The sequence below is a fragment of the Aeromonas sp. CA23 genome (genome assembly GCF_002587065.1).
Lineage (GTDB): Bacteria > Pseudomonadota > Gammaproteobacteria > Enterobacterales > Aeromonadaceae > Aeromonas > Aeromonas bestiarum.
The window spans coordinates 4,311,451-4,324,662 of sequence record NZ_CP023818.1 but is presented as its reverse complement, the minus strand read 5'-3'; the positions used below and the strand labels follow the sequence as shown (position 1 = coordinate 4,324,662).

General features: G+C 59.9%; 10 protein-coding genes. 6 read left to right on the top strand and 4 right to left on the bottom strand.

Annotated elements, in window-relative coordinates; all coding sequences use genetic code 11:
- Nucleotides 1-243 precede the first annotated feature (243 nt).
- Nucleotides 244-2,250, bottom strand: coding sequence for a methyl-accepting chemotaxis protein (locus CK910_RS19895; RefSeq protein ID WP_098984455.1), 2,007 nt, complete (start codon nucleotides 2,248-2,250; stop codon nucleotides 244-246).
- A 211-nt stretch (nucleotides 2,251-2,461) separates the two neighbouring features.
- On the bottom strand, nucleotides 2,462-3,757 hold the full coding sequence (locus CK910_RS19890) for an amino acid permease (RefSeq protein ID WP_216640166.1): 1,296 nt from the start codon (nucleotides 3,755-3,757) through the stop codon (nucleotides 2,462-2,464).
- A 248-nt stretch (nucleotides 3,758-4,005) separates the two neighbouring features.
- Here CK910_RS19890 and CK910_RS19885 point away from each other — a divergent pair, with 248 nt between their 5' ends.
- From CK910_RS19885 to CK910_RS19870, 4 genes are all read left to right on the top strand, one after another.
- Nucleotides 4,006-4,389, top strand: coding sequence for a RidA family protein (locus CK910_RS19885; protein WP_043135200.1), 384 nt, complete (start codon nucleotides 4,006-4,008; stop codon nucleotides 4,387-4,389).
- Between the two features lie 22 nt (nucleotides 4,390-4,411).
- Complete coding sequence (locus tag CK910_RS19880) at nucleotides 4,412-5,701, top strand: L-cysteine desulfidase family protein (protein WP_098984453.1); 1,290 nt, start codon at nucleotides 4,412-4,414, stop codon at nucleotides 5,699-5,701.
- Nucleotides 5,702-5,756: 55 nt separating this feature from the next.
- Nucleotides 5,757-6,410: a helix-turn-helix transcriptional regulator gene (locus CK910_RS19875; protein ID WP_098985182.1), complete on the top strand. Its 654-nt coding sequence runs from the start codon at nucleotides 5,757-5,759 to the stop codon at nucleotides 6,408-6,410.
- 141 nt (nucleotides 6,411-6,551) lie between these two features.
- Nucleotides 6,552-7,139, top strand: a complete 588-nt coding sequence (locus tag CK910_RS19870; protein ID WP_098984452.1) for a histidine phosphatase family protein — start codon at nucleotides 6,552-6,554, stop codon at nucleotides 7,137-7,139.
- Nucleotides 7,140-7,188: 49 nt separating this feature from the next.
- On the opposite strand, the gene CK910_RS19865 is transcribed toward CK910_RS19870, so the two are convergent.
- Complete coding sequence (locus CK910_RS19865) at nucleotides 7,189-10,332, bottom strand: DUF3427 domain-containing protein (protein WP_098985181.1); 3,144 nt, start codon at nucleotides 10,330-10,332, stop codon at nucleotides 7,189-7,191.
- A 155-nt stretch (nucleotides 10,333-10,487) separates the two neighbouring features.
- Here CK910_RS19865 and CK910_RS19860 point away from each other — a divergent pair, with 155 nt between their 5' ends.
- Together CK910_RS19860 and CK910_RS19855 are read left to right on the top strand one after the other, a co-directional pair.
- A complete protein-coding gene (locus CK910_RS19860; RefSeq protein WP_098984451.1) occupies nucleotides 10,488-10,952 on the top strand; it encodes a hypothetical protein in 465 nt (154 codons plus the stop codon).
- 153 nt (nucleotides 10,953-11,105) lie between these two features.
- On the top strand, nucleotides 11,106-11,474 hold the full coding sequence (locus tag CK910_RS19855) for a VOC family protein (protein ID WP_043135206.1): 369 nt from the start codon (nucleotides 11,106-11,108) through the stop codon (nucleotides 11,472-11,474).
- Between the two features lie 141 nt (nucleotides 11,475-11,615).
- On the opposite strand, the gene CK910_RS19850 is transcribed toward CK910_RS19855, so the two are convergent.
- Nucleotides 11,616-13,205, bottom strand: a complete 1,590-nt coding sequence (locus tag CK910_RS19850) for an alpha/beta fold hydrolase (protein ID WP_098984450.1) — start codon at nucleotides 13,203-13,205, stop codon at nucleotides 11,616-11,618.
- Nucleotides 13,206-13,212: the final 7 nt, after the last annotated feature.

Genomic DNA, 13,212 nt, shown 5'->3' with positions numbered 1-13,212 from the left:
ACGGGTGGTAAATGATGTGACCTTCATCTTGTCGAACTGATCCCCGCGCCTCTTGCAGGCAAAAAAGGTAACGTTCGAATCTTGTTGTGGCTGGAGATTACCCTGCTTTCACCGCATCGCACAATGGGTGGCCGATACTTTTTTCGCCAGACAAAACAATGGGCTCTGCCTGGCAGGGCAAACAAAAAACCAGCCTCATCACGAGGCTGGTGGCAGGGTTGTCGAACGAGCCGTCAACCGACGTCAGAGCGTGAAGCTCTGCACCATGGTACGCATCTGCTCGGTGAGCCGGTGGATCTGGCGGGCGGCATCGCGGGCGGCGTTGGCCACCTGCAGCGCCTCGTCGCTGCCATCCGAGATGCGCACCACGTTGCGTTCTATCTCGTTGACCACGGCCCCCTGCTGCTCGATGGCGCTGGCGATGACGGAGTTGGTATCGACCATGCGATCCACCTTCTCGGTGATGGCGCCAAAGGCCTGTTTCGCCTCCCGGGCCAGACCGACCCCCTCCTGCGCCTCATGGCTGGCCGACGACATGGCGCTGACCGAGGCGCGGGCGCCGGACTGCAGCTGCTCTATCATCTGCTGGATCTCGACGGTCGCCCCCTGGGTGCGGTTGGCAAGGGAGCGCACCTCGTCGGCTACCACCGCGAAGCCGCGTCCCTGCTCGCCGGCCCGCGCCGCCTCGATGGCGGCGTTGAGGGCCAGCAGGTTGGTCTGCTCGGCGATGCCGCGGATCACGCTGATGACGCCGCCTATCTGGCTGCACCTTTGCTCCAGCTGGCCGATGGCGTCGGCGGTGCGCAGCACCTCGCGGTTGATGTGGTCGATGGCCGCTATGGTGCGTTCGACCACGGCCTCGCCCTGGCCGACCACGGTTTGCGCCTCCTGGGTCATGCGGGCGGCCTGCAGGGCGTTGCCCGCCATGTCGTGGGAGGTGGCCGCCAGCTCCTTGATGGCGGTGGCGACCTGGTGGGTCTCCCCTTGCTGATCGGAAATCACCTCCTGGGAGCGGCAGGTGCGCGCCTCTATGTCGGTGGCACTCTCCACCACGGTGACGCCGTTTTCCCGCACCCGCAACATCAAGGTGCGCAGCGTCTGCAGCGTCACGTTGTAATCCCGGCTGATGTCAGCCAGCTCATCCTGGCCGACGATCGCGATCTGCTGGCTGAGATCCTGGGCATTGACCCGGGCGGCTATCTCCCGCACCCGGCCCACTGTGCCGCGCAGGGAGAGGTAGGCGCCGATCATCAGATAGAGATAGAGCAGCAGTATGGCGGTCAGCGGCGCCGTCACCCACCAGAAGTGGCGCTGGTTGGCGGCCAGCCGCTGGTGCAGATCCGCCTCCAGCCGCTGGCGTACCTGGGCAGCCAGTGCCGTGATGGCGGTGTCCATGCCATCCCCCAGCGCCAGCACCTCTTTGGTCGAGAGCTGTACCAGCTGATCCTTCATCATCTTGTTTTCCAGGGTATCGACTCCCTGGCGCAGCTGCTGCAACAGGGCGTCGGTCTGCTGGCCCAGCTCGGTGCGGTAGGCGGGAGCTATCTGGTAGAGCAGGGTCAAGTCGGCCTCCAGCTCCTGCAGGGTGGCGCTGATGAGATCGAGGCGAAAGCGCAGGCCGCTGTAGCCCTCTGCCTGAAACAGGCCGAAGTCGGCTATGGTGGCGGCCCTGTCCCGCACCTGGGCCAGCAGATCGCGCAATTGGGGCAGCCGCTCGCTGGCCAGGATCACCATGTAGTAGGTGCCGAGCGCCGGATCCTGGATCAGGCTGCTGGCGGCCGTGGTGCTCTTGTAGAGGTGGCGCACCTCGGTCAGCAGCTTGTCGTGGCGCAGGTTGCTCTGCTCCACCTCCAGCCCGAGCGCCTCGCTTTGCAGGCTGGACCAGCCTTGCGCCAGGGCGTCGAAGGCGGGGTTGCTCTGTTTGGTCTCGACGAAGGCGGCAAGGCTCGCTTCCACGGCCCGGGCCGCCACCTTGACCTCCTCCTCGGTGGCCGGGGCCTGCTCATAGGCGTGCCGGGTGACCAGATTGCGATGGGTCAGCAGCGCCTGCTCGATGGCGGGGACAGGGGCCAGCTTGACCACGCCCGCCAGCTCCCTGCGGGCCAGGTTGTTGTCATCCTGCAATCGCCCCAGCAGGTTGGTCATGCTGTAGGCCAGCGGCAACAGCATCAGGCAGGACCAGAGCAGGAATTTGTATTTGAAGGAGAGCTGATTGCCCAGCCGGATGGCCGGGGTGAAAATCCATTTCATGTGAAGCCTCGATACCCGAAGTGGCGGGTGTGTACCGCGATGGCTGGATATTACCCTTAGCCGGCGAGGTCCGGTGAGACTGGGGTGCAAGTTGTGATCCCCTTGGCTTTTTCGGGGCAGGGCGGGGCTGTATGAGTCAGACCAACGGGCCACCCAGAGGGTGGCCCGTTATCGGTTGAACATTGGGCCGCGCGGCCCGGTTGGCGGTGGGTCAGTTGAACGCCAGGAAGGGCGAGACGCAGAGCAGCAGGCCGGTGATTATGATGACGTAGAGGGAGGCGCCCTTGTACTTGTGCAGCGCCGGCACCTGATAGACCAGATAGGCCGGGATGAGGCACCCTACCATGCCGAAGATGGGGCTGCAGATGGAGGTGAAGCTCAGCACGGGGGCGTTGAGCACGATGGCGCCCCAGGAGAGCAGCACGGTGAACAGCATGATGCCGCGACCCACCAGCCCCTTGTTGATGCGATCTTCCGGCATGACGCGGCGCAGCAGGTTCATCGCCAGCCCCTGGCAGGCTTCACGAAAGCCCAGATAGACGCCGAAATAGGCGGTCATCACGGCGAAGATGTTGAGGGTCAGGCTCAAGAGCTTGAGGGTCTGGCCCGGCATGCCTTGCGCCACCATGGCCAGCGCCGAGATGTTCTCTTCGGAGGCCTTGACCGCCTGCTCGTGGCCCATGGCCAGGGTGAAGGAGACGGCGTAGAAGAAGACCACCACGAACAGGATGCCGAAGGCGATGTTCATGGCGCGCATCGCCTTGAAGCGGGCCACTTCCAGCGACTTCTCCCGCGAGCGGTAGGAGATCACCATGGGGCTCAGGCTCTGGATGAAGAGGATGGAGGTGAGGGTGAAGGGCAGCATTATGATGGCGTCTTTCATCCAGTCACCGGCCGCCGGCATGGCGGTGATGTTGGCCGCATCCCACTTGTCGACCATCATGAGGCCGAGCACGGCCACCACGCTTATCTTGGTCAGCACCATGAAGGTGGAGATCTTGAACAGCAGGTTCTCGCCGCGGGACGCCAGCGCCACCAGGCCGCAGATCAGCACCAGGCCGTAGAAGGGGTTCTCGGAGAGCAGCTGTTGGGTGACCCCGAAGCTCTGCAGGAAGGAGGCGCTGTCATTGGTGATGGCGGTGGCGTAGACGAACACCCAGATCACCAGCATCACGAAGTAGAGGGCGCCGAGCAGCATGCCCCAGTTCTTGCCGAGGTAGCCGGTGATGACGCTGGGGTAATCCTTGCACTCGGGCGAGGTGGCCAGGGTATTGATGAAGAGGCGCTGGAACATGTACATGGCCGGGTAGCCGATCACCGCCGACAGCAGGAAGACCCACAAGCCCATCAACCCCACCTGCACCGGCAAAAAGACGATCCCTGCGCCTATGGCCATGCCGATGCTCATGATGATCCAGCCCCAGTCGGTGCTGTCAAAACGAACTGCTTCTTTCCATTCCAGCGTGCCCATGGCGGGCCGGGTGAGTGTCGTGCTGTGAGCGTCCATGGTTGACCTTGTTGTTATGTGAGTGATTGTTGGCGCAAATATAGTTGAATAAAAAACCCTAAACAATGGCGGGTTTCTCTCATCGGCTCAAATCGGAATGGCGCTCACAGTTTGTGTTAATGCGGCGTTATCGCGCTAATCTGGTTTTAAATTTATAAAATAGTTGAACGGATGGCTTTAAAAGCAAATAATGTTGCATGAAACAAATTGCACAAGTGCAACATTATTTGAATGTAAGTGGAGGCCATATGAAAACCATCATCACATCAGCCGCAGCACCCGATGCCATCGGTCCCTACAGCCATGGCACCGCCTATGGCGACCTCATCTTTACCTCAGGCCAGCTGCCGGTGTGCAAGCAGCAGGGCGGCGTGGTGGAGGGGGGGATCGCAGCCCAGACCCGCCAATCGCTGGAAAACCTGAGATCCGTGCTGGAAGCGGCCGGTGGCAGCCTGGATACGGTGCTCAAGACCACCTGTTATCTGGCGGAGATCGGCGATTTTGCCCAGTTCAATGCCGTCTACAAAGACTATTTCCAGCAAGATTGCCCGGCCCGCAGCTGCTTTGCAGTGAAGGATCTGCCGATGGGCGTCAAGGTTGAAATCGAAGCGATTGCCCACATCGCCCGTTAATGCTGATAAAAAGGTCCCCGCAATGAAGCAAGCATGGCAGCAGTATCTGCAGATTATTCAACAGGTTGTCAAACCGGCGCTGGGCTGTACCGAGCCCATCGCCGCCGCTTATGCCGCCGCCGTCGCCGCTCGGCAACTGGGCTGTGAAGTCCGGCGCATTGAGGTCGCGGTGTCGGATAATCTCTACAAGAACTCCATGGGGGTCTATGTGCCCGGCACCGGCAAGATAGGGCTGGCCATAGCCGCGGCCGCCGGTGCCATCGGCGGCAAGGCCGATGCCGGACTGGAGGTGCTGGCCGCCATCACCCCGGCGCAGGTTGCCCGTGCCCAGACCCTGATCGATGCCGGTGGTGTCCAGGTCAGCCGCACCGAGGCGCCCGAGTTTATCTACTGCCGCGTGAGTGTGTTCGGCGCTGATGAGAAGGGGGAGGAGCACAGCGCCGACGTGACCCTGTGCGGCGGCCATACCCGCATCGTCGAGCAGCGCCGCGACGGCGAGGTGACCTTCACCGCCGATCAGAGCCAGCGTGGGGCCACAGGCGCCATCTGTGACGGCGTCGACATCAGCATCGCCGCCATCCATGAGTTCGCTACCCAGGTGGAATTTGAGCAGATCCGCTTCATCCTCCAGGCCTCCGAGCTCAACGGCAAGCTCTCCGACGAGGGGATGAATCACCCCTATGGCCTGGAGATAGGTCGCACCATGCAAAAGAGCATCAGCGCCGGCTTCATCGGCGAAGATGTGATGAACCGCATAGTGATGCGTACCGCCGCCGCCTCCGACGCCCGCATGGGGGGCGCCAGCCTGCCGGCCATGAGCAACTTCGGCAGCGGCAACCAGGGCATAGCCGCCACCATCCCCGTGGTGGTGATCGCCGAGCGTTACGGCGCCAGCGAGGAGCAGTTGGCGCGGGCCCTCATCATGAGCCACCTGGGGGCCATCTACATCAAGTCCCACTATCCGCCCTTGTCGGCGTTCTGTGGCAATACGGTCACCAGCGCGGCGGCCGCCATGGCCATGGTCTATCTGGCGGGCGGCAGCCTGGCGCAATCCTGTCACGCCATCCAGAACGTGCTGAGCGACAGCGCCGGCATGGTGTGTGACGGGGCGAAAGCCTCCTGCGCCATGAAGGTGAGCACCTCCTCCGGCGCGGCCGTGCGCGGCTTCCTGATGGCCATCAACAGCCATTCGGTGTCGGGGCAGGGGATCGTCTCGCACGATGTCGAGCAAACTATCAAAAATATCGGGCAGATGGTAAAAGACGGCATGTCTGCCACAGACATCACCATTATCGACATCATGTCTGCTTGATCACGCGACCTGGCTGCTGCCGGTGACGGGCAGCAGCACTACCATGAAGGCCCCCATGAAACTGCAAGAGTTGACCCCGACTGACTTCGAGATCCTCAAGGCGATGGAGATCATAGTGGATGGCATAGCCGCCATGTATGGCCAGCACACAGAGGTGCTGCTGCACAGCCTGGATGTGCGCAATCCTGCCATCATCAAGATTGCCAACGGCCATATCACGGGCCGCAGTGTCGGGGCCCCCATCACCAACCTGGCGATGATGAAGCTCAAGAGCGGGCAGGATATCTCCAGCCCCTACATGACCAAGTGCGCCACCGGCAAGACGTTGCGCTCCCTCACTACCGTCATTCGCAATGGCGAGGGGCAGGCCATAGGGCTGCTCTGCATCAACACCGACATGGACGCCCCGCTGCAATCCGTGCTGCGCACTATGATGCCCGAGTGCATGCAGCACCATGAGCCGAGCGGCACGCCGGAAGTGTTCGCCCGCAACATAGACGAGGCCCTCAACAGCACCATAGACACAGTCAGTGCCGAGGTGCGTGGCAACGATGCCGTGCCGCCATCCCAGAAGACCCGGGTCATGGTCAAGCAGCTGCATGATCTGGGGATCTTCGAGCTCAAAGACAGCGCCCAGATAGCCGCCCGCCAGCTCGACATCTCGGTGCACTCCATCTACCGCTATCTGCGGGAAATCAAGAAAGGCTGAGCCCGCCCAGCCTGAACGTCGTGGCAGGAACCGGGTCAGCCCTGACCCGTTTGCCCGCCCCTTGCTGCCAGCTGAGTCTCCATCGCCCCGCTCATCTGTTATCATCTGCCCTTTCGTCTATCTCAACTTGCTGGAGAAACCATGCCTCGCACCCTCTATCTGCTGCGCCACGGCCAAACCCGCTATAACGCCGAGCTGAGGCTGCAGGGGCGCTGCAACTCGGATCTGACCGCCAAGGGGGAGGCGCAAGCCGCCGCCATGGGCGCTCGCCTGCGCGCCCTGCTGGATGACGCCGCACGCTGGACTCTCTATGCCAGTCCGCTCGGTCGGGCGCGGCAGACGGCGCAACTGGTGTGCCAACAGCTTGGGTTCGATAGCGAGCGCATCGTCTGGGACGAGCGGCTGGTGGAGCTGGACATGGGGGAGTGGGAGAGTCGCCGGGTGCCCGAGCTGCTGGCGGCCCACCCAGATCTCGATCTGGAACAGCCCGACTGGTATCTGCAGGCCCCTGGTGGTGAAGATTTTCAATGCATACAACGCCGGGCCCTTGCGTGGCTGCAGGATGAGCGCATTGCCGAGCGCGCCATCGTGGTCTCCCACGGCCTGTTCGGCGCCATGCTGCGCGGTGCCTATGCCGATCTGGACTACACCACCACCTGGTCACAAGAGCTGCCGCAGGATGCCTTCTTCAAACTCAGCGGCGGCCACATCGAGCGGATCGCCTGCTAACCCCGACAAAAACGGCTCGCCACTGGCGAGCCGTTTTATTTAACAGGAGTTAGCCAACCGCCAACTTTGCTGCTTCTTTCCACATGAAGGGAGGCATCGGAGTAGCCAACTGCCATTTGATGTTCATCGGTTGGCTGCCGCTGTGGGAGACGTACTCCACCTCGCCAAAGTTCACGAAGCCAAGGGTACGGCCAAATTCATCTTTGCTCTGCTCACGGACGAACAAAAACAAGCGCTTACCCTCCTTCTTATGCTCAATATAACTCAGGCCCTTACCACGCTCAGGGCGAGCACTGTTTTGGCTCTGCCAATGGAACAGCGACTCGTTAATGGCGTAGTCGTGATAGCGAGTGGTAGGGGAGAAGTGCTGCTCCGTTTTGTTCAGAGTCACGAACAGCAACTCGATATTTTGCTCTGCGATGACATATACCCCTTCGCGAGCCGTAGGCTGTTGCTCGAAGGTAGTGGCGCCAAAGCCGACCAGTACCTGCTCTCTGGCATAACGGGCATGCAGTTGCAGCGGATTGCCGGGAAGGTCAGGCATGGCTCGTTGCTCGTGCTGCACCCGGTTGATCAGCATGGGCAACAGATCTGCCAGCTCGGCCCTTAACTCTGGTTGATTGAGTCGTTTCAGGCTGTGCGCCAAGGAGCTAAAGCCTGCATTGGGACCGCTCTGTTGCCAGAAGTCGTAATAGCACATCAAGGCCATGCGTTCATCGTGCTCGGCCGTTAAGGTAAAGGCGTCTGCCACCAAGGTTTGTAAGAATTTCAAGTAATGGAGCGCATCGCAGCCCAATAGCCGGGTTTTGATGGCCCGGGTGTAGAGGGTAGATAACTTCTCATCGCTCATTTCAGAAACGGTATGGTTGCGGGCCTGTTTGACCAAGGTGCTCCAGTTGCCGCGCTTGTAGATCTCCTCGAGGCTGATATGAGGGTAAAACTTCAAAAAGTTCGCCAGCGTCAGCGGCAAATCACAATCCTGTGAAAAACGGCGGATCAGGCCCATGAGTCGTGAGGTATTGAGGGTCGCCTTCTTGATATTGCTCAGAATTAACTCTTGGGTCTGTTTTGAGAGCTCGATGCGGCAGCCCAAGGGGGCGTGAGGGAAGCCCTGTTTGATTTCGTGGCTGATCGCCTTATTGGTTTTACCCACCAGTGCCCGGAATTTCTGGGCAAAGTCATACTCAGCACGGGCATTACCGACAAAATCCAACACGGTGCAGCACTCTTTATCGTTTGCCAGTCGCAGACCCCGCCCTAATTGCTGCAAGAAGATAGTGAGGCTTTCCGTCGGTCGTAAAAACAGCAAGGTATCGACTTCCGGGATATCGACCCCTTCGTTGAAGATGTCCACCACGCAGAGAATATTGATAATCCCGGTGCGCAAATCTTGTTGTTTGCTATGCCGCTCGTCTCGGTTATCGCTGGTGAGAATGTCAGCCTTGATGCCCTTCAATAAAAATGCCTTGCGCATAAAATCGGCATGTTCACGGCTCACACAAAAGGCCAGCGCCTTGATCATGGTTATATCGGTGACGATCTCATAGAGGCTCTGGACGATTTTCTGCACCCGCTGCTGATTGTGGGTGTAGATATTGGTGAGCTCGGTGATGTCATAGCGGCCATTTTTCCAAGCGACTTGGCGCAAATCGGTATCATCGTCGATGCCAAAATATTGGAATGGACAGAGATGGCGGCGATTGATGGCCTCTGGTAGGCGGATTTCAGCGGCGATCACGCCACCAAAGTCGGCGAGAATATCACCGCCATCATGGCGCTCTGGCGTTGCGGTCAATCCCAACAGAATGTGAGGGTTAAAGGCGGCGAGCAAACCACGATAACTGGCGGCAGCAATATGGTGAACCTCATCGATGACGATGTAATCGAAATAGTCTGGGCTAAGGCGCAAACTAGCCAGTTGGTTATTCAAGGATTGCACCGAGGCAAACAGCTGATGGTAGTGGGTTGGCACAACCCCACCGACCAAGAGTTCACCAAAATGGGATTGCTTGAGCACACCGCGATAAGAGGCCAATGCTTGGTGCAAGATCTCCTCTTTGTGGGCGACAAATAGAAGCTTGGCGTCGGGTTTGGTTTTCAGAAAACGAGCAAAATCAAAGGCGGAGATCAGGGTTTTTCCCGTGCCGGTGGCCGCAACCACCAAGTTACGAAAGCGCTGGTGCAAGGAGCGCTCCATGGCCAATTGCTCAAGGATCTCCTGTTGATGAGGAAACGGCGTAATATCAAAGAAATAGGCAGGGGCATTTTTGTCGCCATCACCACGAGCTTCTTGCAGCGCATGCTGTAATTTTGTACGGCTTTCGAGCTTGCCATCAAACAGCTCAAAATCATCGGACTCCCAATAGGTTTCAAAGGTACTCAGGGATTTCTCGATAATATGAGGGATCTCTTGCGAGGTGATTTTTAGGTTCCACTCCAAGCCGCTGGTGAGGGCAGAATGAGAGAGGTTAGATGAACCTATATAGCCGGTATGAAAGCCCGTATTTCGGCAAAAGAGATAGCTCTTTGCATGCAACCGCTCGCGCTGGGTGTTGTAGCTGAGTTTGACTTCTGTGTTGGGCAGGCTGGCTAAAAATTCGACTGCTTTGGCGTCGGTTGCCCCCATATAAGAAGTGGTAATCACTTTTAATGGGCGGCCGCTACGGGTGAACTCCTCCAGCTCATGGCGAAAAATACGAATGCCTGCCCATTTGATAAATGAGACCAGCCAGCAGATGCTATCTGCCGATAATATTTCCCGTTTAATCTCTGATTCCATCGACAAACCCGCATTGCTGCCGCAGAAAAGCTCACTTTGCGTTAGACCTGTCAGAGGGAAAATATCTTCGGCATATTGCTTTAAATTAGCGGAGATGGGGTTATCCAACTGATAGAGCGCCGTCAGGATTTTCCCCTGACTATCGATGAGGTTCTCGCCAATAAAGTCTGGGTCTTGTGTGCGATCCTTTAACCAAAGCAATAACTGGTTAGCCAGTTCAATTTGCCGTTGCAGCTGATCCTCTCCAGTGACCGAACCCACCGCATATTCCAAAACACGGCTCAGAAATCGGGATAACCAGACTGCCGCTTCGGCCGGCTCAAGCTGGCGTTCCCCTACGTAAAAACGCTCGCGGTCGAGTCGAGATGTCAGCAGTTGAGTAATCAGTTGTTCATAAATACCGCATTGTTGCATCGCACACTGGCCTTGAACGTTGTACATGAGGGTGGCGAGAAGAGTATCATTTTTTCCAACCAAATCAGTAAGCTGTTGTCGCCTGTTACTCGTTTGAAGATCGCTCACGGTTTTCCGTGATACAGCTCGGCAGTGACAACCACAGGGAGGTGGTGATGGATCCGGTTTCTTATCTTTTTTCGGCCTATCTCAATCTGGTGCAGCAGCAGGTATCGGATATTTATGGCGCTGAGCCCAAGTCGCTGGTGGTGGAGTATGAGGGGGAGCAGATCCCCTTTGTCTTCCAGTTCTGGCAGCTTCAGCCCAAAAGCGTCTGCCGCAGCTACGAGCAGGATGCGCGACGCTTCAGCCAGTGCACCGTCAAGGCGTCTGCCCTGTTTGGCAAGCTGTGTGACGAGTTGTCTCGCCAGGACAGTAATTGGCAGCAACCTCAGTATCGCGCCATGTACTGCGCGGCGTCAGTCAACTATCGCCCCATGATCGCCGATATTCGCGAGAGCAAACAGGATCCTGCCCGGCAGGCTGAACGCGCCTGTAATCAGGCCATTCTGGCGGCCATGGACAGTGATGATGAAACCCTGCTGGCTCAGCGTGAACAGGCTTGTAGCGCGCAGCGGTGAACACCAAGGCCTCTTTCACTCAGCCATCAGCCGTTCTAGGCCATCTTTGCGCCTTGCGGCACAGTTGCCATGTGTGCAATTGGATATGATGAGGGGGCTGGCGGGCCAGTCTGTACGGCCTGCGGCATCGACACACAGCAACCAGGAGGGGACATGATCAGCCACATCGACCATCTGGTATTGACGGTGAGCGACATAGAGCGGGCCGTCGCGTTTTACAGCTCTGTGCTCAACATGGAGGCCATCACCTTTGGCAAGGGGCGCCGGGCGCTGCGCTTTGGCAACCAGAAGATCAATCTGCAACTGCCGGGGCAGGAGCCGCGCAACCGGGCGCAGGTGGGGGCGGGAGATCTCTGCCTCATCACCCGCTGGCCGCTGGAACAGGTCATCGCCCAGCTTCACTGTCACGGGGTCGAGATAGTGGAGGGGCCCGTCACCAAGAGCGGCGCCTGCGGGCCCATCGAGTCGGTCTACTGCCTGGATCCGGATCAGAACCTGGTCGAGATCAGCCGCTATCCCTGATGGCGCGGTCTGATCCCTGCCGGCGAATGCTGCGGGCCCTGCCATGGCTTGGCCCCGTCAGACCCTATCGTAATCAGCTGCCTCTGGAGGGGGATGACGCCCCTCGGCTGACGACTCGCGCTTGACTGCCTGCCGATCGCCCTAAAAGGGAGAATCCGGCGTATCCGCTTCATCCAAAAACGCGTCTATGTCGGCCCGATAGTCGGCATCGCTGCGCTCGTTGCCGACCTGTGCAGGTTGCCCCATGGCCGTCGACGGGAGCTGGGCCGGTGCCGCCAGCGTCTCCATCACCCGCGCCTGCAGATAGGGGTAGAAGGGGTTGGAAGAGGTGCGGGTGAGGGAGCCGGGATTGACGATCAGCACCCCGCGCTCGCCGCGCAGGGCCAGGCCGCCCAGGTTGATGCCGTACTGGTTCATCTGCTCGGGGCATGGCGCCATGCCATAGAGGGGATCGTCCATGGGGAAGGGCAGGGCCACGTGGGAGAGGGAGTAGATCTCCTTGGGATAGTCGATGCCAAGGGGCAGGATCTGCTGCGGCCCGCCGCCCGCGGCCAGGGTGCTGGCCTGGGTCTGTGGACGGGACGTCGCCTCGTTGCCCACTACCGTCAGCCGATAGGGCTGGGGCTGGCTCGGCAGCAGGTGACTCAGGGCCAGCTCGGAGGCGCTGTTCATCAGAGGGCCGAAGACAGAGCCGCGATTGATGTCGAACAGCACCAGCTCGCTGCCGTTGGCCGGCAGGAAGTGGTAGAGATCGGCGATGATGGAGCGGGTGCTGACCGTGTAGTCCATCACCGACTGGAAGGTGAGGGCCGGGGGAAATGCCGCCAGCTCGCCACTGGCCGCCAGCTGGCGCACCTGCTGCTGGATGGCGTGGGTCAGCCGGTAGGATTGGCGTGCCCCGTTGACCGGGAAGGAGTTGTATTTGAACGGATTGAACTCCGGCATGATGCCGAGCCAGGCCGCATTGGCAAAGGCGGGCAGCAGGGCGGGCACCGCCTTCAGGCCGGCGAAGCGGGCAAAGCGGGTCACCCCTATCATGGGGGAGATGAGCACCAGCCGATCCGGCCTTGCCAAGGTGCCCGTCTTGTCTTCCAGCGCATCCAGCGCGTATTTCACCGCCAGCGCGCCGCCGTTGGAGAAGCCCACCAGATGCAGCGGCAACTTGCCAGGGGCCAGCACCCTGGCCTCGCGCACCGCCAGTCGGGTGGCCGCCAGCCAGGTTTCCCACTCCATCTTGACCAGCCCGGCGGGCACTGTGCCGTGGCCGGGAATGCGCAGGCCCAGGGCGATGAAGCCCTGCTCGCGATAGCGCTGGGCCAGGTGGCGCAGGCTGTAGGGGGAGTCGGTCAGGCCGTGCAGGAACACGGCCACCCCCTTCACCTCGCCATCCGGGCGCAGCAGGTAGGATCGGTTCCAGTTATCGCGAAAGTGGGCGGGATTGATGGGCGCATCCTGAAAGTAGCGATTGCCCGCCAGCTGTTGCTCAGGCGGCGTCTTGGCGACCACCTCCCGCTCCACCAGACTGAACAACTGCTGCTCGCGGGTTAGATAGGCTTGCCAGTCGCTGCTATCCAGCTCCTCGGCACTGAGTTCGGGTGGCACAAAGGTGTGCCACAGTTGCAGCGGCGCCGCCTGCCAGGCGAGGTAGGCGATCACCCCCCAGCCGAGCAGCAGCGCCAGCAACAGGGTCAGCAGAGAGAGGCGAAGGAGGCGACGGGTACGAGCCAGCATGAAACTG

Coding starts and splice junctions, on each gene's coding strand:
- CK910_RS19855 (WP_043135206.1), top strand. CDS start 11,106: ATGATCAGCCACATCGACCATCTGGTATTGACGGTGAGCGACATAGAG.
- CK910_RS19885 (WP_043135200.1), top strand. CDS start 4,006: ATGAAAACCATCATCACATCAGCCGCAGCACCCGATGCCATCGGTCCC.
- CK910_RS19890 (WP_216640166.1), bottom strand. CDS start 3,757: ATGGACGCTCACAGCACGACACTCACCCGGCCCGCCATGGGCACGCTG.
- CK910_RS19880 (WP_098984453.1), top strand. CDS start 4,412: ATGAAGCAAGCATGGCAGCAGTATCTGCAGATTATTCAACAGGTTGTC.
- CK910_RS19865 (WP_098985181.1), bottom strand. CDS start 10,332: ATGCAACAATGCGGTATTTATGAACAACTGATTACTCAACTGCTGACA.
- CK910_RS19870 (WP_098984452.1), top strand. CDS start 6,552: ATGCCTCGCACCCTCTATCTGCTGCGCCACGGCCAAACCCGCTATAAC.
- CK910_RS19860 (WP_098984451.1), top strand. CDS start 10,488: ATGGATCCGGTTTCTTATCTTTTTTCGGCCTATCTCAATCTGGTGCAG.
- CK910_RS19850 (WP_098984450.1), bottom strand. CDS start 13,205: ATGCTGGCTCGTACCCGTCGCCTCCTTCGCCTCTCTCTGCTGACCCTG.
- CK910_RS19895 (WP_098984455.1), bottom strand. CDS start 2,250: ATGAAATGGATTTTCACCCCGGCCATCCGGCTGGGCAATCAGCTCTCC.
- CK910_RS19875 (WP_098985182.1), top strand. CDS start 5,757: ATGAAACTGCAAGAGTTGACCCCGACTGACTTCGAGATCCTCAAGGCG.